We start from the raw sequence: 21539 nt of genomic DNA, 5'->3' as shown, positions 1-21539 counted from the left end.
TCCATAATAGCTACTAAATACACATGCTTTCCTTTCATGCGGATGTAGGTGATATCTGCGGCCCAAACCTGATTTGGTTTGGTGATATCCACCTCTTTTAATAAATAAGGGAACACCTCATGCTCCTTATTGGGAACGCTTGTATTTGGCTTTGGGTAAACAGTCGATAACCCCATCATTTCCATCAACTTTTTTACTCGACGTTTACCAACAGGATAGCCTACTTCTTTTGACAGCCATCTTGCCCGCTTAATTTTACCTTCACATGGATACTGCAGATAGTGCTCATCAAGTAGCGCCATAAGCGCTTCATCTTCGACAGAAATGGGCTTGGCACTATAATAATAACTTGAAACAGGCAAGTCTAATAGCAAGCATTGTTCACGAATGGTGAGCTCGGCAAGAGGATCAATCATGACGCGCTTTTCATCCAGACTAAAGTTCATGCTTTTTTTTTAGCCAAGATAGCTGCGCTTGAAGTCGACCAATTTCTTGATATAATGCCTCAACAAGCTGCTCTTGGGACTTGGCTTCTTTTTCATTAGCCCCAGAGAATAAATCGTTAATGGCTTTGATGGCCGATTGCTTCCAAGTTTTTACCTGCGTTGCGTGAACACCGTATTCACTGGTAATTTGCGCTTGTGTGAGTTTCCCCTCAATCGCAGCTAGCGTTATTTTTGCCTTCTTGGCCGCCGTATAATAAGCTCGCTTTTTAGACATTTTATTCTCCTCTTTGTATTAAGAAGAATAGCTCTTAAAAAACCTTTTTTTGTGTCCAGAAAACCGCGCCTATATTAATCCACCTCTTTTAATAAATAAGGGAACACCTCATGCTCCTTATTGGGAACGCTTGTATTTGGCTTTGGGTAAACAGTCGATAACCCCATCATTTCCATCAACTTTTTTACTCGACGTTTACCAACAGGATAGCCTACTTCTTTTGACAGCCATCTTGCCCGCTTAATTTTACCTTCACATGGATACTGCAGATAGTGCTCATCAAGTAGCGCCATAAGCGCTTCATCTTCGACAGAAATGGGCTTGGCACTATAATAATAACTTGAAACAGGCAAGTCTAATAGCAAGCATTGTTCACGAATGGTGAGCTCGGCAAGAGGATCAATCATGACGCGCTTTTCATCCAGACTAAAGTTCATGCTTTTTTTTTAGCCAAGATAGCTGCGCTTGAAGTCGACCAATTTCTTGATATAATGCCTCAACAAGCTGCTCTTGGGACTTGGCTTCTTTTTCATTAGCCCCAGAGAATAAATCGTTAATGGCTTTGATGGCCGATTGCTTCCAAGTTTTTACCTGCGTTGCGTGAACACCGTATTCACTGGTAATTTGCGCTTGTGTGAGTTTCCCCTCAATCGCAGCTAGCGTTATTTTTGCCTTCTTGGCCGCCGTATAATAAGCTCGCTTTTTAGACATTTTATTCTCCTCTTTGTATTAAGAAGAATAGCTCTTAAAAAACCTTTTTTTGTGTCCAGAAAACCGCGCCTATATTAGATATACTTCTCATCATTTTTCTTTCGAGCCTAAACTCATCTTTCATAGAAATTTTCTGATCGATTACCTTTTGAAAGAAAAAAATATTCTCTGCATAGGAATAAAAAGGCATGTATTGCTCACTTAGATATAAAAATAAACATTATATGGCTAAATTGTTAAGTAAATATTAAATCATGCATAGAATAGAGTGGGAGTTGATAGATTAGGGTCTGCATAATAATGAATATTACAGTGGACCCCATTGTCAAGACAGCGATCCGTTTAATTTAAGATATAACTTTAATTCTACTTTCTTTCGTTGACGAGGGTGCGTAGCACACGAGTCAACCACAATAGCAGTTAATGAAACACCTGTTATTGAGCCTGTGGGTATGTGGGCGCGAAGCCATCGAGTGTGGTCAAGCGGTGGATAACGTCTTTTTGTTATCCATGGCTTGTCCACATGTCCCGAAGGGCGATGGCTGATCCGCAGGACGCGTCCACATATCCACAGGCATTCCATTACGCTGCAGCCTCATATAGGCCAGCATAAACCTCTGACGGCGTGTATATTCCAAATGATTGATGAGGTCTTTCGTCGTTATAAAACTTGAAATACACCCTTAAACCATTTCGTAGTGCTAAAACTGTTCCGTATTCTTTTATGTAAATATCTTCATATTTGACTGAACGCCATAGCCGTTCAATGAACACATTATCCATCCATCGACCTTTCCCGTCCATGCTAATTTTGATGTCATGGTCTTTTAAAACATCGGTAAACGCCTTACTGGTAAACTGGGAGCCTTGATCCGTATTAAAAATATCAGGCCTGCCGTGGAGCCTGATGGCGCTCTCCAACGCGCTTACACAAAAGTCATCATCCATGCTGTTTGATACCTTCCAAGAGAGCACCTTGCGGCTATACCAGTCCATTATTGCCACCAAATATACAAAGCCTCCTTGCATCCTAACGTAGGTAATATCGGTGCACCAAACCTGATTGGGTCGATCAATCACTAAACCACGTAGCAAGTAGGGATAAACCTTTTGTTCCTTGTTCTTTTTACTCGTATTCGGCTTTGGTGCCACTGAAACCAGACCCATGATCCGCATCAAACGCTGCACTCTCTTACGGTTAACGTCATGGCCAAGGCGACGTAAATAAGAACGCATCTTTCTGCTTCCATAGAAAGGATGGCGCATGTATTCCTCATCAATCAAGACCATCAAAGCCAGATTCTCTGGGCTCTCGGTACATATTCCTTCGCCAGCAGTGCGATAGTAGCTAGCGCGTGACAAATTAACCAATGCACATTGGCGTACGATGCTGAGTGTAGGGTGATTGACATCAATCATGGCTCGCTTCTCCCGCACGCTCAACTTAGATGACCGGTCTTTTTTTTAAGCCAGTCTAACTCAACCGCTAGCTGGCCTATTTGCGTGTATAATCGATCTCGTTCTTGTATGATGGAGTCCATGTCTTTGTCATGCTTGCCGCTAAACAATTGCTTGCTTCCATCCAGTAATTGTTTTTTCCACAGATTGATTTGTGTTGCATGCACCTCAAATTCAGATGCCAATTCATTGGTCGTCTTGTGACTTTTTAATGCCTCAATTGCTACCTTTGCTTTGAAGTCAGATGTAAATTTTTTTTTAGCCACTTGGTACCCCGTTTAACAATGGTTTCTATTTTACACCACTGTCTCATTTTTGGGGTCCACTATATATATCCTTAGCTTACTGTGCAAGCAGGTATAAATAGAGGTGATTTTACAAAGTGTTAAGCCAAGCATAAACTTGAGCACTAAATAATCGCGGAGCAAGCGGTTCGCAATGCCCGCCTGTTCCATTTTCTCCATTGAAAAGAACATACTGTTTTTTGCATTGTAATTGATTATAAAGTTTTTTTGCTTGACCCAACGTGATGTACTCCAGGGTATTATCGCAAACAAGCATGGGACACTGAATGTTTTCAACTAATCCTTCCAAGGTGTATTTACGTGTTATCTCGATCATGTCTGTAATAGTTTTAGCACCAAACCGCCATTTGCGACTATCCATCATAAATCGTGTCTGATCATCTTCTTTCATCAACTGCTCTACTATTTCTGGTAAGCTAGCATTCTTCAACTCAGGATATTTAGAATCAGCCAATGACCTGAATTTTAATTCTATAGATCCGCTCGCATCAAATATTCCGGGATCAACAATACAGGCCGCTACCCGTTTCTCTTTCGTGACCGCACGAGCTGCGAGATAACCACCAAAACTTCTGCCTATCAGGAAGATCCTGCTTTGATCAATTTCAGGGCGTTGAATGACAAAATCAATTACTTTTTCGATCACCCGATCCCAATCAGAGATAAATGGAATTTTATTTAAACGTAACACACTGCCTTGTCCAGGTCCTTCAAAATTTAAGCAGTGAATGCCACGCTTTAAAGCTTCTGCAGCAGTACTGAAATAAGACTCCTCTTTCGTTCCGTCTCCTCCCCCAGTATCAATGAGAAGTGGTTTAGGTATATTCGGTGAGGAATTATTGAGATAAAGATAGCCTGGCAAGGTTGTGCCTTGAAAAGGAATAGCAACCTGTTCTACCGGAGATTCAAATAAATTCAAAGCTTGATGAAAAGCGTTAATGCTATTTTGCAATGCCTCTTCAATACGTCTATCCGCAGGATTATCTTCAAGGAAAAAGAACGCAGTACGGTAATAGGTACACGCGCGAAAATAAGCCAGTTTCGCATCTATTTGAAGCCCCTGGTTTCGGTATGATTGAGCCAGATCATAGTTCTTATCAGCAAAATTAACCCAATTCGTAAACCAGCTCTCCCTATTACCAGGCTCGATTTTATCGGCTATTGCAAGACACTCACCAATTTCTGCACCTTGATAAGAGGTGCATCCTAAACTTCTAATCAATTGGGCATTAAAAAGCGGCGGTTTCATTAAGTCTTGCATATCTGGGTCCTTAAATTTATGTGTTGTTAAAAAAACATCTAATTGTCCAATGATATGGTCAAATTATATGTCACTATCGGTGATCATTTATTTTTTTTCAACCACACCGGTGTAAGTTTAAGGCACGTACAGAGATAATGTTTCGTGTGTAGAAAAATTCAATTCAATTAGTTACTATCTTTGGCAGTAATTATAATTTAATCAGGACTGTTAGCTGGTCTAAACAATACAAGAGGCGAGAGGATGATCGTGACCCAAAAGATGAGCTTATTCGATATGAATAAAAATCGCATTATCCCCCTTGAAATCTATGTAACGAATAAACCGCTAAATGCCAAAATTCATTTAAAACCACCGGTTATTATAAATCATGGCTACACCATTAAAAACTCCGAATATACCTTCATCGCAAAAGCTCTTGCAGAAGAAGGTTATTTTGTTATAAGCATACAACATGATCTCGACACCGACCCCACCCGAATACAAACTTCCTCCTTATATGAATGGGGTAAACCCGCTTGGGATCGAGGAGTGACCAATATTTTATATGTTATAAAAAAGATGAAAGCAAAAAACCCTCAGCTTGACTTTGATCAGGTAATTTTAATTGGTCATTCCTACGGTGGTGAAATGGTAATGCTCTTTACTCATAATTATCCAGAACATGTAGCAAAAGTAATTTCATTAGACAATTTACGTATGCCCTTGCCGCAAAAAGATAAGGTCCCTATTTTATATTTACAAGCTAAAGATACAAGAGCAGACCCAGGTGTTTTACCTTCTTTAGAACAGAACAGAACTAACATCAATTTGATTTCATTAAATATCAGGCACATGGATATGTGTGACAGAGGCCCTCAGTCTGTTCAAGACGAGATTAATAATCATATTATTAAATTTTTAAACGCCAACTCGTATCCTTAACCAGACTCTGTTTACAAATGGTCTTACGATTAGATCTTCTCGAACCTAAGGTGCTTGTGTTTTGCGCGAGATTCCAGATCCCGCAAACAAGTCTTGAGTACCTCAGGTTTTAAAAATGAGTTGTCAGTAACCCTAACGGTACCAGTTAATATTATTTTAATTTTCACAAAGTAAAATAAAATATATGAATAATCAATTTGTGACAATGATGCCCAATATTGTTTCGTTTAATCCACCAAGCCAAACCCAAATAGCTGAAAATAAACAACGCTATAAGCCTTGTGATGCCCATTTGGAAATCATGTTATCTGATTTATACGATTTGACTGAGGATATTTATGCCGGCTTGTGTAAGGTGACTAAAAAACCTGATGATGTATCTTTTGAACGGTTCAAAAAAACTCTCTACGTTAAAGCAATACTTTTTAATCATTTAGTAAGTGGAAAACTATTGCTTGACAGGATCTTTGATGATCTGGAAAAGGAATGTGCCACTAATTTCTTATGTACTCATATTATAAAAGATGAGCTATTAAAAAAAAACTTATGTCCTAAATACTATAAGTGTTCAGCCATGATCCATAAAGCTCCCGATGATGATGAAATTGAGGAAGTATATTATTTTCCAATCATTTCAAAAGAAATATTAGCTGTTAAGTATCCAATTGAAATTTTAACACAAATATTAACCCAACAATTGCAAAAACATGACGTGAATATTGCTATTTCTCATCGAACCGCTGCCACTTTCCTCAAGACCAATGGTTGGTTCGCTTTTTTTGGTGTCGTTCCGGAAGAAGCTGCTCTTCGAATTTTAAAACAAGGGATGATTTTTATTGATCCACCTGATTACCCTGATACTGATTCGAGATTACATGGGGCGTTTGGCCATGCAATTCAGGAATACCTGAATTCAAAACTTCTGGAAGGTGGACATCTGGGTAATCTTCAGGTTCACGGTGAGCCGGATATCACTGAACGTGACTTAGTTAAAGCCGATGCATGGCTTCTTAAAAAAGGTGGGTTAAAGGGGGTTTCCAGTTTATTTGATATCATGAGAGAAAGAAGACCTGATAAGTTTAAATTATTAAATGTTTATCCAGATGAAGTTTATGGGTTTACCAGCCCTGATTTTTTAAATCAGTATTTAATGCTCAATCCGTTTCGCTTTCCTACCTTATCAACCCTGTTATATAATCAATATGCCCTAGGTACGTTGGCATATTTCAAACTAACGCCTGGTTTTGACCGATTGAGCCAACAAGAAAAATTGGATATTATGAATATTCATAATAGACACAGAACATTAAGTAATGATCTCGGCTCATTTATCTCCCAGAATCCTGATGTTTATATCCCTTATAGTTCACAAACCGGGCACCACGGTGTTATGTTAAAAACAGCACAAAAGAAGGAAATGTTATTCCATTTCGTTCGTACAGTTGATGATAGTGAATCCTATATCAGAGCAAGAAAAAAGGCTGAAAGCTCTTTAGTGCACACGGCAAAGAAATTTCATGCTGATGAAGCTCTGATCATAGATAGCCCTGCTTTTTTCCAGTTCCAGAAATAACATCTGATTTTTTAGTACAATTAGTTACTTAAAGCCCACTTTAATGACTTCAATATTGATGATAGCTTAAAAAAAAATCACAGTTACTGCTTCATCCTCCCTTATAAAAAGGGTAAGTAACTAAAGATACAGTAACATCCTTTATTTCCTTTGATTCAATTTGCGGTTTCTTGGTAAATAAGTAAATGGCAACAACAGCGATAATGACAATAACAATAATAGAAATGATACCGGTGTATTCATTTTTAGTATCTCTTTTAGATTTGCTTTCCTTTTTATCCATAATCATCCCCGAGAATTTCCTACCTTAATTATAGCCGTGTTCTGTTACTATGCTTTTCATAATAACAATTTAGCTAAACTGGCTCTTTACCAACATAGCCTCCAACGTCAATCCTGGACCGAAAGCACAACTGAATATATTCTTCTCATGCGTATCCGGGCCTAAATTATCCCAGATATTTTTTAAGACAAACAGTACTGTTGCCGAAGACATATTGCCAAAATCACGCAATACTTCATAAGAATATTTATTATCCTCCGGAGAAATATTTAATGACTCTTCACAGGCCTGCAAAATTTTAAGACCTCCGGGGTGAATAGCATAATAATCTATATCGCTTAAAGACCAGTTTGATTGTTTAAGAAGTTTTTCAGTAAAAACAGAAATACCGGACTTTATAACTTTGGGTACATAGGAACTTAAGACAATATCAAAGCCATAATCACCTATACTCCAGGCCATTTCTTGCTCGGTTTGAGGTACCAGGTCAGAATGAAAAGACTCAATTTTGAAATGTTTTTGTTGATGAGTGCGTCCTTGAATTAAAACAGCAGCCGCTCCATCAGCAAAAATAGCGTTTGAAATGACATTTTCTATAGAAAAGTCATTTTGAAAATGTAAGGTACATAATTCAATGCATACCATTAACACTGTTGAATTGGGCTCCGCTTTACAAAAAGCATCAGCTACCTTCATGCCATTAAAAGCGCCGTAACAACCCATAAAATTAATCGCAGTACGTTTAGTAGACGGGTTCAAACACAACCGCTTGATAATTTCAATATCAATACCTGGTGCATACATTCCTGTGCAACTTATGGTAATTAAATGCGTAATTTCTTTTTTATTAAAAGGTCCTAAGCTTTTTAAGCAATTATCGATTGCAGCAAGAGCCAAAGGCAGCGCACTGGATTGGTATAATTTCATACGTTCTAAAGTACTGGGGAAATCATCTACCGGGTTATTAGGAAAAAACTCAAATTCATGTGGGGATCTGCAATAATCAGCGATGACGCTGTGTCTGTATTCAATTCCCGAAGCTTTATAAATAGCTTTTAAGATTTTTTTCTGTGAAGGTTTTAAATAACAGCCCGCAGCAATAAGATCAGCAATTTCATGTTGAGATCGCCTATAGGGAGGGTTCGCGACTCCAATTGCCGTAATATTTGATTGCATTAATTATCCTTATTATTAGAGTTCGTCATTTCCAAGATTACTACTTGCTGTATTTTGCCACTTAATTTTGCCCCAAATGCCAGGATGCCAGGAAAACGCTTAACTAAAAGTAACATGGTAGCTTGCGACCATGGACGCATGGCAATCTGGGAGAATAAGGCTGCTGCATAAATACGCATTGCAAAATGCTTATGCCATTGTTTACTGTATTCTTTACCGGCCGCAAGGTGACTTTTTTCAGTTATTGCATTCTTTTGACGCCTTATTAAAATTTGAGACAGCAACCAGGCAGACTGCATTGCCATACTTATTCCCTCAGCAACGATAGGATGTGCTTCTCCAGCAATGTTTCCAACAAAAAAAATCCCATCCTTATAACGTTGACGAATTCCTGGGCGAATGGGACCACATGCAAGCCAGCCGCCTTCCCGTTGAGAGGATGTTAATACATTTCGTACCCCCAAACATTGGCTTTTAATATAGTTTAATGAGGCTTCCCCAGCTTGCATTCCAGCATACTGATGCCTGATACGTTGTAACACATCGCGACGAATACAATAAGAGAGTGAAACTCTTCCACTATCACTGTGAACAAGCCCTCCATATCCACCCGGAAAAGCAATCAGTGGCATTAAATCAGAAGCCAGATCACAATTTCTAAAATGGGCTTTAAAGGCTAAAAGATCCGAGGGCTTGTGAGTATGTTCCTTTGATTGGATAGAACCTCCTTCCCATGAACCATTAGCCATAATAACCAGGCGGGCGCAAACATCTTCAACTTTACCACTCATATTTACAGTACATATGAATAATCCCGCATGGCGCTGTATGTTTTCGACAAGACCTGGCTGCCATACTCTTGCACCGAGTTGTGCCGCACTCTTGAGCAATGCCGTATCAAGATGTTCTCGCCCTAGAGCCCTGCCCCATTTTTTTGAGGAATAGTTTAAAATTGGCATCTTTGTTGCCAAAACTGTATCAGCAGCAAATAAGCCGACTCGCTGTATCTCTGGACCACTGGAAGAGAGATAAAAATCGGCAACGCCCAACTGCTGGAGCAGTGAGAGATTGGTCGCCGACATAAACTCACCACAGACTTTTCGTCTGGGGAAATTTTTCTTCTCAACAATACCGACAGACCAGCCTGCCTGGGCGAGCAATAAACCTGTTGTTGCGCCCGCAGGCCCTCCGCCTATAATGAGAGCATCCAATACCGTGTCCATTTAATTGTTTTTCCATACCAGAATGCTCCAGCGAAAAGGGAAACACCATTTAAGCTGATAATTACTAATATCAGCTCTTCTCAATAAATAATGTAATTCTTGTTGAGTAAAGCTTCTTTGAATAGAAATCAGCCCATCATGAGTAATTAATTTATTTCGAAAGATCATAGGGCTGAGTAGTTTATAAAACCAGTAAGCAATTTTACTCCGATGTAAGTCATTGATAATTAGTCCAATACGTACAGAATCAACCGCTTTTTTAAGAAATTGAATTAATTCCTCATCCTCTAAATGGTGACAAACCAGGTTTAATAAAATGATGTCCCTACTGTTTTTTGATAGTTTGAGATCCATTTCTTCTTGCAATTGAAAATCAACATTGGAATTTTGATGAATACTCTTCCACTGCAGTAATTCTCTCTGAGCTAATTTTATTGCTTCTTCAGAAACATCTATTCCCACCATATGCATGTGGGGATAATACTTACTCAGATGCAAAAGAAATAACCCACCCCCACATCCAACATCTGTTACAGAAGCATTGCCGGGAAACTGTTTGAGTAACTTAACAGTATGATTAAAAATACCGAACAGCTTATTTATTTTAAATAATTTTTTTAAGCATTGTTCGTATTCTGCTTTAGTATAGAAATCAGGACCGAGATCCATTAACTCTTTTTCTTGCGAACGATTCGTTAACATCAATCTGTTCTCACTTAATATAGGTTTATAAATAAAAAACAGGAACACATAAACTGGAAAAAAATAATTCAGGGTAACATTCAGATGATTTTATGACATTAAAAGCAGTCTGTTGGTGTTTAGAAAATCGTTTCTGATTTGCTATCCTTGCAAATAAAAATAGGCTCATTCCATCTTACACCTGTATCACCTGCAAAAAAACCTCAGTTGATTAATATAAACAATTTAGCTACTTAACGTCAGTTATGGATAAGAAGCTTATTAAACCCAGTCACTACCGTTCGCCCTGAGGAGTCGCTTTAGCGATGTCTCGAAGGGTTTTGGCCCACTGCCTAGCCTTCGAGACGGGCTAAAGCCCTCCTCAGGACGAACGGAGCATGGTAAAATCTGAATTCCTTATCCATAACTCACGTTACTTATTAAATCTGCTTAAAATACATAATGGCGAAGGAATTCATTAATTATCAATTTGTACTATAATTAATCTGAACCAATCTCTTTCAAGGAAGACATTATGTTAGGTACTATCTTATTAGTTATATTAATTCTCGCGCTCATTGGCGGTTTACCACGTTGGGGCTATAGCAGAGGATTATAGTGGACCCCAAAAATGAGACAGTGGTGTAAAATAGAAACCATTGTTAAACGGGGTACCAAGTGGCTAAAAAAAAATTTACATCTGACTTCAAAGCAAAGGTAGCAATTGAGGCATTAAAAAGTCACAAGACGACCAATGAATTGGCATCTGAATTTGAGGTGCATGCAACACAAATCAATCTGTGGAAAAAACAATTACTGGATGGAAGCAAGCAATTGTTTAGCGGCAAGCATGACAAAGACATGGACTCCATCATACAAGAACGAGATCGATTATACACGCAAATAGGCCAGCTAGCGGTTGAGTTAGACTGGCTTAAAAAAAAGACCGGTCATCTAAGTTGAGCGTGCGGGAGAAGCGAGCCATGATTGATGTCAATCACCCTACACTCAGCATCGTACGCCAATGTGCATTGGTTAATTTGTCACGCGCTAGCTACTATCGCACTGCTGGCGAAGGAATATGTACCGAGAGCCCAGAGAATCTGGCTTTGATGGTCTTGATTGATGAGGAATACATGCGCCATCCTTTCTATGGAAGCAGAAAGATGCGTTCTTATTTACGTCGCCTTGGCCATGACGTTAACCGTAAGAGAGTGCAGCGTTTGATGCGGATCATGGGTCTGGTTTCAGTGGCACCAAAGCCGAATACGAGTAAAAAGAACAAGGAACAAAAGGTTTATCCCTACTTGCTACGTGGTTTAGTGATTGATCGACCCAATCAGGTTTGGTGCACCGATATTACCTACGTTAGGATGCAAGGAGGCTTTGTATATTTGGTGGCAATAATGGACTGGTATAGCCGCAAGGTGCTCTCTTGGAAGGTATCAAACAGCATGGATGATGACTTTTGTGTAAGCGCGTTGGAGAGCGCCATCAGGCTCCACGGCAGGCCTGATATTTTTAATACGGATCAAGGCTCCCAGTTTACCAGTAAGGCGTTTACCGATGTTTTAAAAGACCATGACATCAAAATTAGCATGGACGGGAAAGGTCGATGGATGGATAATGTGTTCATTGAACGGCTATGGCGTTCAGTCAAATATGAAGATATTTACATAAAAGAATACGGAACAGTTTTAGCACTACGAAATGGTTTAAGGGTGTATTTCAAGTTTTATAACGACGAAAGACCTCATCAATCATTTGGAATATACACGCCGTCAGAGGTTTATGCTGGCCTATATGAGGCTGCAGCGTAATGGAATGCCTGTGGATATGTGGACGCGTCCTGCGGATCAGCCATCGCCCTTCGGGACATGTGGACAAGCCATGGATAACAAAAAGACGTTATCCACCGCTTGACCACACTCGATGGCTTCGCGCCCACATACCCACAGGCTCAATAACAGGTGTTTCATTAACTGCTATTGTGGTTGACTCGTGTGCTACGCACCCTCGTCAACGAAAGAAAGTAGAATTAAAGTTATATCTTAAATTAAACGGATCGCTGTCTTGACAATGGGGTCCACTGTAGATGGGGGTATGGACCTAGTGGTCTTATCGGGCTTATATTGGTGATTTTTCTAATCCTGGTATTGATAGGCAGGGTTCCAATAGGCTTTTAAATATAATTTGATTAAGATTCTTTAATTAAGGCTACTAACGCGAAGTCAGATTCATTAATCTGATTTAACGTTAGGGCCTTTCAAAACACCTTGTTTTTTTCGTTTGCTGTTTCGAATCATTTATAGCCTAAATTCAGACAATAAAACCTTTAATTTAACTAAATAATTTTATTTTTTTAAGCATTATTGAAAATATAAGCTAAGCTTTAAAAGCTTAACATTGTTAAAAGGAGAATTAACATGAACAAAGATATATTTGAAGGTAAATGGGAAGAGGTAAAGGGTAAAATGAAACAGGCTTGGGGAAAATTAACCGATGATGACTTCAAACAAATCGAAGGATCTCATCAGGAAATTTATGGCAAGCTGCAAAAACATTATGGTTATACTAAAGATGAGGCTGAAAAAGAGGTAAGACAATTTTGGGATAAATTTAAATAGGAAAAGTGGAGAAATTCATATTACAAGGAGTAGGTAATTATGGAAAATCATACAGTCACTAAGGCCAGCGAAATCACAGGAATGAGTGTAAGAAATTTACACAATGAAAACCTGGGCGAAATTAATGACATTGTTATGGATAAATCTTCAGGTAAAGTTAATTACCTTGTTTTAGACTTTGGAGGCCTTTTAAGTTTCGGAAATAAATTTTTTGCTGTTCCCTGGAGCTTCTTCACTTATAACAATTCTGAGGATTGCTTCGTTATCAATGTGGATAAAGAAACTTTAAAAAATGCTCCGGGGTTTGATAAAGATAAGTGGCCAAATTTTGCATCCCCCAACTTTACCAGCTCTATTGATAAGTACTATCAACCTCATCATAAAAAAAATCCCTGAGTATAAGGCTGAAATTTATGATTCAGGAATTAAAGGTGGTCTAATCATAATCTAATACGCCACTACTGGAAAAATAGTGGAAAAAACGCCACTAAAAAATTCACTAATGGGCAGCTCTGTAAAGAGTTTGCTCTTAGGAATAAAAAACAAGTAATGATAATTTAATAACATAAGGAAATGATCATGAAAAAGACATTTATAGCCATAATAGGCACTGGTTTAATTTTAGGATCTGCTGGAATTTTTGCAGTTAGTGCTACAGATGTGACAACTAACTGGATCTGTACTACTAATGCCAGCAGTAGTGAGGTAGCTGCTGACCAGGCAGCGGATGAAAAAATGAAAACAAATAAAACCTCCGCTTCTGAAGCCTTCAGTTTTGCACAGCAAAACTGCCGCGACTGCACATCAATTACCTGTGAAGTTCAAAGCTAATTGAGCTGCTAATGAGTGTACATCCTTTGAAAGGTTGTACGCTCAATTATCCAATCGGGTTTACTGCACTTCTATATCTTTAACGACCCCATGCATTCTGGCACTTTTCTTCGCTTGTCGTCCTTCCTGCCAGGTTTGCAACATGACGTAAAAAGCGGGAACAAATACCACTGCAAGACAGGTCGAAGCCAACATACCACTACTAACTGCAATTCCAATAGACCGGCGTGCATTAGCTCCTGCACCTGATGCAAATACTAAAGGCATTACTCCCAGAATAAAGGCAAAAGAGGTCATAATAATAGGTCGAAAACGAGTTTTAGCTCCAAACAAGGCAGATTCCATGATGGATTTTTTATGAATTTCCCGATGCTCTCGTGCCACTTCAACAATTAAAATTGCATTTTTGGCAGCCAAGGCGATTAAAAGCAGGATGCCTATTTGTGTATACATATTGTTAGCGATTCCGAGAAGGCCTAAAGCTAAAACAGTTCCTATTAGGGCCAGCGGTACACTTAATAATATTGCACCAGGAGTGACCCAGTTTTCATATTGACCCGCTAAAATTAAATATACCAGGATTAACGATAAAGCAAAAATATAATAACTCATATTACCGGCAATCTTCTCTTGATAAGCAGTACTGGTCCATTCATAAGACATGCCTGCAGGCAAAATTTGTTGCGCTAATTTCTCTAATGCCTGAATGGCTTGACCTGAACTATAACCCGGCGCTGCCATGCCATAAATATTGCTTGAAGGGTACAGATTATAAAGAGAGACTATAGCTGGACCCACCGCTGGATATATGTCAGTCAGGGTTCCGATCGGTACCATACCACCAGATTTATTTTTTACATAGTAATTCCGCACGTCCTCGATGGTCATACGTGAACGTGCATCTGCCTGCACATAGACCTGGAATACCTGTCCAAATTTCGAAAAAAGATTGACGTAGGATGAACCAAGATAGGTTTGTAAGGCATCTGAGGCATCCCCAACAGAAACCCCTAATGATTCAGCTTTATATCTATTGATCGGAGCTGAAACCTGAGGTACTGAGCCTCTGAATGAAGTCATCAATCGCGTCAGTTCAGGTTGCTGATTTGCGTACCGTATCAGTTCATCCGTGGCAGTCTGTAGTTTATAGTAATCAAAAGAGCCATCTTGTAACTCCAATTGCATTTGGAACCCGCCAGATGCTCCCAAGCCTTGAATGGGAGGGGGTACCATCACTAATACCTTAGCACCTAAAGTATTAGTCCCAATCTGGTTTAGTTTTTTATAAAGTGACAGTAAATCCTCATCTTTTCCCCGCACACTCCAATCCTTGAGCATCACATAAAGAACGCCTGCATTTGCAAGATTCGCATTGTTATCAAGAAGTGAAATTCCATCAATGGTTATAATATTCTCTACCCCACCGACTTTGGATACTTGTTTACTGAGATCATCAAGAAGAGCCTCTGTACGTCCCAAGCTGGCACCATCAGGTAATTGAACATTAAGCATGAAATAACCCTGATCTTCAAGAGGAATGAAACCAGTAGGAATTTGGCTAATCCCGAAAATAGCTAATAAAATTAGTAAGATACCAATCATACATACTTTTTTATTTTGGTGAACAAGTCTGTCTATAAAACCAAGATATCTATTTTCTATAGCGTAGAAAACCTTATCAAAGGTACGGTAAATAATATTTTTAGTCTTGTGAGTATCCACCGGTCTAAGCCATAAGGCACATTGAGTCGGCTTCAAAGTCATTGCATTTATGGCGCTGATAAATGCTGTCGCTGCAATCACCAATGCAAACTGAGCATACATGGCTCCTGTTAATCCTGGCATAAAACCTGCTGGCACAAAGACGGCCATAAGTACCAGAGTGATCCCAATAATTGGACCTAACAGTTCGCTCATGGCGCGGATGGCAGACTCTTTAGGAGATGTTCCTTTTTCAATATGTTGGGTGACCCCTTCAACAATAACAATAGCATCATCCACCACAATTCCTATTGCCAGAACCAGAGCAAACAAAGTGAGTAAATTGATAGAGTAGCTTAATAAAAGCATGGCAAAAAATGCGCCAATTATAGTCACAGGCACCGTGGTGGTTGGTACCAAGGTAGCACGAAAATTTTGTAAAAAGACAAGGATTACTAATAACACTAATAGACCCGCTTCAAATAAAGTCATATAGACTTCATTGACTGAAGCTTTTACGAAAATAGTGGTATCAAAAGGAATGGAATATTGCATTCCTGGTGGGAATTTTTTAGCCATCTTTTCTACGGTCTTGCGCACTTCGCTTGCAACCTGGAGGGCGTTGGCCCCAGGAAGTTGGAAAATACCGATGGCTGCAGTGGCTTTATTATTCAGTTTTGCGAGCTGATTATAGCTTGAAGAACCAAGCTCAACGCGTCCTACATCACGTATTCGTACTATTTGAGCACTTGTACTGCTGTTTGCTGATTGATTGGGTTGGGTGGCGTTAGATTTGATAATAATATTAGCAAACTCTTCCTGATCAGCTAATTGCCCGGGTACATTAACTGTAAATTGATAAGGTGCTTGTCCGGCAACAGGCGGAGAACCAATTTGTCCAGCAGAAACCGCCTGATTTTGATGACTTATAGCATAAAGTACATCGCTAGGATTAAGACCAAAAGCGAGCATTTTCTGGGGATCAAGCCACACACGCATCGCATAAGTACCTGTTCCAAAAATAATCACATTTCCTACGCCTGGCAAGCGTGACAACTCATCTTGCATGTTAATGGCAGCATAATTATTAAGAAATAAGCCATCATATTCGTTATTTTTGGATGTTAAAGTAATGAATTGTAAAATAGCCGTAGATTTTTGCTGTACTACCACTCCCTGCTTTTGAACGGATTCGGGTAATTGCGCCATGGCAGCCTGTACTCGGTTCTGTACCAAGACCTGGGCAAAATTCAGATCAGTGCCGATAGCAAAGGTAACCACTAAATTATAAGTTCCACTATTAGTACTGGTAGATTGCATGTACAGCATTTTTTCTACCCCATTCACCTGCTGCTCAATGGGAAGAGCTACTGTATTGATCAGGGTTTTAGCATCGGCACCTGGATAGCTGGTAGTAACCTGGATAGTTGGAGGTACAATGGAAGGGTATTGCGTTATAGGTAAAACAGCTATAGCCACTAATCCAAGAAGAACCAGGAGTAATGCGATAACATTAGCTAATATAGGTCGTTCAATAAAAAATTTTGAAATCATTCTGCTGTCTTCTTTTGATCCTGAATTTGAACCTTATTACCAGGAGTCGCATTTTGCAGCCCACCAATAATGACCCTGTTCTGGGCATCAAGCCCTTTAGTAATTGCCCGCATACCTTCTTGCAGACTACCTAAAGACACGCGTTTTAAAACAACCACATTATTGTCATCCACTACCAGTAAATAAGGACCAATTTGATCGTAGAGCAATGAAGCATCGGGTACCGTCAATTGTTTTTCCGGTTTGGTTATGGGAACCCGCACCTGCACAAAAAGACCAGGAACAAAAATATGATCTTTATTATCTAACAGCGCGCGCAGTTCCATAGTTCCTGTTGCTGCATTAAGGCCTGTATTGATAAAATTTAGCTTGGCCTTGTGCCTAAATCCAGTTTCATTTTGCAGGTTGATATCAACAATCACCTGATTTATATCTTTAGGTTTAAACCCTCGAGCAAGAGCTGCTTTACGTAATTTCAGTAAATCAAGCTCATTAAGATTAAAGTAAATATAGAGCGTATCAACTTGCTCAATCGTTGCCAAATCAGTAGCTTTGCCATTACCGACTAAATTACCCACATCAACAAGATGACGCCCAATGCGTCCATCAAATGGAGCTGATACATGGGTATAACTATAATTGATCGCCGCTATCGCCTCATCTGCTATTGCCTTATTAACCTGTGCTTCAGAAGCCTGACTCTGAGCTAACCACTTTTCTACATTATTCAAAGAAGTTGCATTTTCTTTATACATTCGCTTTTGACGAGCATATTCGGATTTATCATATGCGTAGGCTGCTTTTGATGCTGCGACAGTTGCTTGAGCTGCTTTTAATTTTTCCAGATAGGATTGAGGTTGGATAACAAATAGTTCAGTGCCTTTTTTAACATTAGTACCATCAGTAAATTTAATCGATTCAAGATAGCCCTCGATACGGGCAACTAAATTGACTGAATTAAAGGCAACAGTAGTGCCCGTTTGGGTCACGTACTCAGCCATTTCTGCTTCTATGGGTTTCTCAACGATAACTGCAGGGAGAGGAATGCCTGTTGGTTTACTTTTAGAAAAATGATGCACGAACAGGTAAAGCAGAAATATAATAGCAATCACTATCCCTATTTTGACCTGTTTTGAATTTCTATCAAAGTTCATTCTGTTTACCATTTGGGTAGATAAATTTGTTTAAATTGCTCTTTTTGGGTCACTGGGGGCATATGATTATTTTGTTTTAGCATATTCCCCCAGTTTGTACGAGCAGCCATTTCCGCTTTTATCTTTTCTGGAACAACATCATTCCCATTTCGGATTTGCCAACCGCCCCCAAGTGCGCGATAAAGAGCTACCAATGCTTGCGGAATATCCCCTTGCGCATTAACAAGAGAGGTTTGTATTCGCAGCAATTGTTGTTCTGCATTTAGCACAGGAGTAAAGTCTGTTTCGCCTTCTTTATAACGAATCATTGTCAATTTTAATGTTTTCTTTGCTGCTTGATTCGCTTGAGTCAAATAATGTTCCGCTTTCTTCGCTTCAATATAGCCGCTGATATTATCTTGAACCTCTTGCTGTGCTTTTAATACCAGATTCAGATACTTTAACAACGTTTGTTGAAAAGCTGCGTCTTGCACGCGCACAGCGTTAGTAATTTGACCATAATTGAGTATTGGCCAGCTAAAATTTGGACCTGCAGTTATTGCTCGATTTTGCCAATGAAAAATATCACTGATCGAATTATTATCAATATTGTTTGAAGTAAATACAAAGGTTCCAACTAATGAAAAGGACGGATAAAGATTGGCTTTAACCGCACCAATAGATGCCGATTGGGCAATAGCTTCTTGTCGAGCCTGATAAATATCAGGTCTTCGCGCTAGTGCTTCTTTGGGAATTCCAACAGCTACACTCACTGGAGCTCTGGGAATACCATGATTTTTATGGAGTAATTTATCAGCACCATTAGGAATAGTTCCCATTAAAACGGCTAGTGCATCTTTTTGGCGCTGCAATTTATTAACGTACGAAGGCAATTTCGCTTGAGTTTCAGAAAGTTCAGCCTTTGCTTGCTCTACATCAACCAGGCTGGTTTGACCGTTATTGAATCGAGAACGCGCAATTTTCAACCCCGTGGCTTGCACTTGTATGTTGCTTTTAGTTACTTTAATTTGCTCTTCAAGAGTACGAATCTTGATATAATTACTGGCAACATCAGCCGTGAGAGTAACAAGGGCATTGTCATAAGCTGCAACCGAAGCAAAAAAAGCAGCATCATTCGCTTGAATTGCGCGTCGATATTTCCCCCAAAAATCAATTTCCCAACTCGCGGAAAAACCCATTAATGCCGTAAGGAAACTTTGCGGCAAAAGTCCTTGCAATGAGCCGCCACCAATTCGATTATAAGTGTAATTACCTGTCAAGATTTGTTGTTGCGGATAAAGCTCACCTACTGATTGGGCTAATTGGGCTCTCGCTTGAAGAACTCGAACACCTGCGCTTTGTAGGGATAAGTTACTTTGATAACCTTGATTTATTAACGTGGTTAAAACCGGATCCTTAAAAACTTTCCACCAGTTAGCATCTTGAGGTGGAGATTCTTTAATGGTTGAGTTTTTTTTCGGCCAATGATCGGCAACCTGTTTTTTGGGTTCCTTGTAATTAGGACCGACCATCATACAGGCAGTAAGGAACAAGCAGGCTATAAGAGTAACGGTCTTAAACATATGCGCTAAAATTTCCCTATTATAACGATATTCCTGCAGAGGGAATAAATAGATTTATCAATCCCTATGATCAATCGCACCAAACCCCTGGTTTAAAAGGGAGATGATTAAGTTTTGAAATGTATAATTGGATGGTGCTTTTATATTTAACAAAAATCTCAATTACCCAGAATAAAACTTATGTATTACAGGACTTTATCACCATTATTTATTATTTGGTAGATCATACTTCAAAAAATGCCAGCAGATTCCGCATAAGATTTTCTCCCTGGTAAAAGATGGCCATTGTATGAAAATAACGTAGCTCGGTCATCAATTATGTTAATTTATAAATCCAGGTGTAACTTCAAATTACTACCCTTAACTTGCCAGTTACTGAGCATTAACGAGTCTTTTGCAATCGTTTTTATATGCCAGTTGTCTTAAACAGACAACTTTGCGACACTGATTATTATATTTTTATACGGGAATGCATTTATGATTATTGCAAGCTATATAAAAGATGGGATGAAACGAATAGAAATCAATACAACGAATCAATATTTAGTGAAAGAGTCTCTTTGGATCGATCTTATTAATCCCTCAGAGGAAGAAGAAAATATTATTGAACAATCCGTAGGTTTAAATATACCAACGCGAGAAGAAATGCGTGAAATTGAATTATCAAGCAGACTTTATAAACAAAAAGATGTCCTGTTTATGACTGCTATAATGATTGCACAATCAGACTCTGTTAATCCGAAACAAGATGCAGTTACCTTTGTCATTACACCGAAACAACTAATTACTATTCGTTATATTGAACCTCAGTCGTTTAGATTATTTATATCAAGACTTGATAAAATACACATCGATAGTTCCACCTCATTGCTTACAGACTTGTTAGATACAACTATTGACAGATTAGCCGATATATTAGAAGGGATTAGCCATCGATTAGAACGCTATTCAAAAGATATTTTTCAATCAAAGAGCTCTCATAACACCAGTTATCAGCAACTGCTCCAACAACTTGGTGTCAATGGAGAGCTCAATGCCAAAATTGTGGAAAGCTTGATGTCGTTTACTCGATTAATTCCTTATTTTGATCAATCAGCAATTGTAAAAAATGACGAGCACATACGGCTCCTGATGTTAAGCAAAGATATTACTTCACTCAATGATCATGCCACGTTCCTGTCTAACAAGATTAGCTTTCTACTAGAAGCTACATTAGGAATGGTGCAAATTGAGCAAAATGGCATTATTAAAATATTTTCTGTTGCCGCCGTAATTTTTTTACCCCCCACTTTGATAGCAAGTATCTATGGTATGAATTTTTCGTTTATGCCTGAACTTTCATGGAAATACGGTTATATTTTAGCTATAGGTCTCATGTTGTTTTCTTCATGGGCACCTTATAAATATTTTAAATACCGTAAATGGTTATAAGAAACGAGTGATTATATTGGCTCTGTCGAAAATAGAAAATCCGAATTATACTGTCGCCCCAGAAAAAACTACGGGATTGAATAATGATCATTTTTAAAGGGCGTCACTTTCCCAAAGATCTCATATTGATGGCTGTGAGATGGAAACTTGCCTATCCACTGAGCTACCGAAATATATTGAAGTAAGACGTATAAAATATCTGAATAAAATGGTGGAGCAAGATCATCGCGACATTAAACGAGTCACAAAATATACACTTGGTTTTAACTCATTTGAAGCTGTAGAAGCAACAATTTCAGGAATAGAGTTGCATCGAATGATTAAAAAAAGACAGATGAAGTAATATAGGCGCGGTTTTCTGGAC

General features: G+C 39.0%; 20 protein-coding genes and 2 pseudogenes. 10 read left to right on the top strand and 12 right to left on the bottom strand.

What is annotated here, in order from left to right:
• Positions 1–435: 435 nt before the first annotated feature.
• The 5 genes and pseudogenes from HRS36_RS05335 to HRS36_RS05315 form a co-directional block, all read right to left on the bottom strand.
• Positions 436–720, bottom strand: a complete 285-nt coding sequence (locus HRS36_RS05335; protein ID WP_173235475.1) for a transposase — start codon at positions 718–720, stop codon at positions 436–438.
• 74 nt (positions 721–794) lie between these two features.
• A complete protein-coding gene (locus HRS36_RS05330) occupies positions 795–1157 on the bottom strand; it encodes an IS3 family transposase (protein WP_173236510.1) in 363 nt (120 codons plus the stop codon).
• A complete protein-coding gene (locus tag HRS36_RS05325) occupies positions 1147–1431 on the bottom strand; it encodes a transposase (protein WP_173235475.1) in 285 nt (94 codons plus the stop codon). Before HRS36_RS05325 ends, HRS36_RS05330 begins: the two co-directional genes overlap by 11 nt.
• A gap of 582 nt (positions 1432–2013) precedes the next feature.
• Positions 2014–3155 (bottom strand): annotated as a pseudogene (locus HRS36_RS05320) (IS3 family transposase).
• 109 nt (positions 3156–3264) lie between these two features.
• Positions 3265–4455, bottom strand: coding sequence for an alpha/beta hydrolase family protein (locus tag HRS36_RS05315; protein WP_173236509.1), 1191 nt, complete (start codon positions 4453–4455; stop codon positions 3265–3267).
• A gap of 249 nt (positions 4456–4704) precedes the next feature.
• On the opposite strand from HRS36_RS05315, the gene HRS36_RS05310 reads away from it, so the two are divergent.
• Together HRS36_RS05310 and HRS36_RS05305 are read left to right on the top strand one after the other, a co-directional pair.
• Positions 4705–5379 (top strand): alpha/beta fold hydrolase, encoded by a 675-nt coding sequence (locus HRS36_RS05310; protein WP_173236508.1) that lies wholly within the window; start codon positions 4705–4707, stop codon positions 5377–5379.
• Between the two features lie 184 nt (positions 5380–5563).
• Positions 5564–6952 (top strand): hypothetical protein, encoded by a 1389-nt coding sequence (locus HRS36_RS05305; protein ID WP_173236507.1) that lies wholly within the window; start codon positions 5564–5566, stop codon positions 6950–6952.
• 91 nt (positions 6953–7043) lie between these two features.
• Here the strand turns inward: HRS36_RS05305 and HRS36_RS05300 are convergent, their stop codons facing one another.
• From HRS36_RS05300 to HRS36_RS05285, 4 genes are all read right to left on the bottom strand, one after another.
• The gene (locus tag HRS36_RS05300) at positions 7044–7235 is read right to left on the bottom strand and encodes a hypothetical protein (protein ID WP_173236506.1); all 192 of its coding nucleotides are present in this window, start codon (positions 7233–7235) and stop codon (positions 7044–7046) included.
• A 69-nt stretch (positions 7236–7304) separates the two neighbouring features.
• Positions 7305–8411: a type III polyketide synthase gene (locus HRS36_RS05295; protein WP_173236505.1), complete on the bottom strand. Its 1107-nt coding sequence runs from the start codon at positions 8409–8411 to the stop codon at positions 7305–7307.
• Complete coding sequence (locus HRS36_RS05290; RefSeq protein ID WP_173236504.1) at positions 8411–9634, bottom strand: NAD(P)/FAD-dependent oxidoreductase; 1224 nt, start codon at positions 9632–9634, stop codon at positions 8411–8413. The genes HRS36_RS05295 and HRS36_RS05290 overlap by 1 nt, the downstream gene beginning before the upstream one ends.
• Entirely contained in the window at positions 9635–10336 is a 702-nt protein-coding gene (locus HRS36_RS05285; RefSeq protein WP_173236503.1) for a methyltransferase domain-containing protein, read from the bottom strand.
• Between the two features lie 514 nt (positions 10337–10850).
• Between HRS36_RS05285 and HRS36_RS05280 the strand changes: the two genes are divergently transcribed.
• The 6 genes and pseudogenes from HRS36_RS05280 to HRS36_RS05255 all read left to right on the top strand — a co-directional run bounded on the left by HRS36_RS05280 (position 10851) and on the right by HRS36_RS05255 (position 13773).
• Positions 10851–10934: a DUF3309 family protein gene (locus HRS36_RS05280; protein WP_173238465.1), complete on the top strand. Its 84-nt coding sequence runs from the start codon at positions 10851–10853 to the stop codon at positions 10932–10934.
• Positions 10935–10993: 59 nt separating this feature from the next.
• A pseudogene (locus tag HRS36_RS05275) lies at positions 10994–12135 on the top strand (IS3 family transposase).
• Between the two features lie 300 nt (positions 12136–12435).
• Positions 12436–12501 carry a hypothetical protein gene (locus tag HRS36_RS18940; protein ID WP_173238464.1) on the top strand — a complete coding sequence of 22 codons (66 nt, stop codon included), beginning with the start codon at positions 12436–12438 and terminating at the stop codon, positions 12499–12501.
• Between the two features lie 240 nt (positions 12502–12741).
• Positions 12742–12942 carry a CsbD family protein gene (locus tag HRS36_RS05265; protein ID WP_173236502.1) on the top strand — a complete coding sequence of 67 codons (201 nt, stop codon included), beginning with the start codon at positions 12742–12744 and terminating at the stop codon, positions 12940–12942.
• Between the two features lie 39 nt (positions 12943–12981).
• A complete protein-coding gene (locus tag HRS36_RS05260; RefSeq protein ID WP_173236501.1) occupies positions 12982–13338 on the top strand; it encodes a PRC-barrel domain-containing protein in 357 nt (118 codons plus the stop codon).
• 183 nt (positions 13339–13521) lie between these two features.
• Entirely contained in the window at positions 13522–13773 is a 252-nt protein-coding gene (locus tag HRS36_RS05255; RefSeq protein WP_173236500.1) for a hypothetical protein, read from the top strand.
• Positions 13774–13833: 60 nt separating this feature from the next.
• Here HRS36_RS05255 and HRS36_RS05250 read toward each other — a convergent pair whose 3' ends face one another.
• The 3 genes from HRS36_RS05250 to HRS36_RS05240 are packed head-to-tail and all read right to left on the bottom strand — an operon-like array spanning position 13834 to position 19744.
• Positions 13834–17028, bottom strand: a complete 3195-nt coding sequence (locus HRS36_RS05250; RefSeq protein WP_173236499.1) for an efflux RND transporter permease subunit — start codon at positions 17026–17028, stop codon at positions 13834–13836.
• Positions 17025–18182, bottom strand: a complete 1158-nt coding sequence (locus HRS36_RS05245) for an efflux RND transporter periplasmic adaptor subunit (RefSeq protein ID WP_226905581.1) — start codon at positions 18180–18182, stop codon at positions 17025–17027. The genes HRS36_RS05250 and HRS36_RS05245 overlap by 4 nt, the downstream gene beginning before the upstream one ends.
• Positions 18183–18187: 5 nt before the next feature.
• The gene (locus HRS36_RS05240) at positions 18188–19744 is read right to left on the bottom strand and encodes an efflux transporter outer membrane subunit (RefSeq protein ID WP_173236497.1); all 1557 of its coding nucleotides are present in this window, start codon (positions 19742–19744) and stop codon (positions 18188–18190) included.
• A gap of 477 nt (positions 19745–20221) precedes the next feature.
• On the opposite strand from HRS36_RS05240, the gene HRS36_RS05235 reads away from it, so the two are divergent.
• Positions 20222–21175 (top strand): magnesium transporter CorA family protein, encoded by a 954-nt coding sequence (locus HRS36_RS05235; protein WP_173236496.1) that lies wholly within the window; start codon positions 20222–20224, stop codon positions 21173–21175.
• Positions 21176–21314: 139 nt separating this feature from the next.
• On the top strand, positions 21315–21518 hold the full coding sequence (locus HRS36_RS05230; RefSeq protein WP_173236495.1) for a DDE-type integrase/transposase/recombinase: 204 nt from the start codon (positions 21315–21317) through the stop codon (positions 21516–21518).
• The last annotated feature ends 21 nt before the right edge of the window (positions 21519–21539 follow it).

This window comes from Legionella antarctica, assembly GCF_011764505.1.
Lineage (GTDB): Bacteria > Pseudomonadota > Gammaproteobacteria > Legionellales > Legionellaceae > Legionella > Legionella antarctica.
Note: the sequence above shows the minus strand (reverse complement) of the source record. Positions and strands in the feature narration are given on the sequence as shown.